The following is a 241-nucleotide window of genomic DNA, read 5'->3' as shown; positions in this document are numbered from 1 at the left end:
GCTGCTCGGAAATGTTCCGGGGCTTGCGCTCGACGCGAACGGTGCCGATTCTCTCCTTCGTGACCACGATCCCAAGGCTCTCCGCCTCTTTCACCGCCCGATAGGCGGTCCCTTCGCTAACGCCCATCTCTTTGGCCAGCCGGCGAACGGAAATTTTACTTCCGATCTTCAGGCTTTCAATATGTTGAACCAGCTGCTCATGCTTGGTAATCGTATCATCACGTGCGTTCAACTGTTATAC

1 protein-coding gene is annotated in these 241 nt (G+C 54.8%); it reads right to left on the bottom strand.

All coding sequences use genetic code 11. The features are described 5' to 3' along the window. Positions 1-232 (bottom strand): GntR family transcriptional regulator (locus ACSNOG_RS33930; RefSeq protein ID WP_436756507.1); only part of this gene is annotated, 232 nt, incomplete at its 3' end. Between the last annotated feature and the right edge of the window lie 9 nt (positions 233-241).

The sequence above is a fragment of the Streptomyces sp. URMC 124 genome (assembly GCF_051386455.1).
Taxonomy (GTDB): domain Bacteria; phylum Actinomycetota; class Actinomycetes; order Streptomycetales; family Streptomycetaceae; genus Streptomyces.
This window is presented reverse-complemented; position numbering and strand designations above follow the sequence as displayed.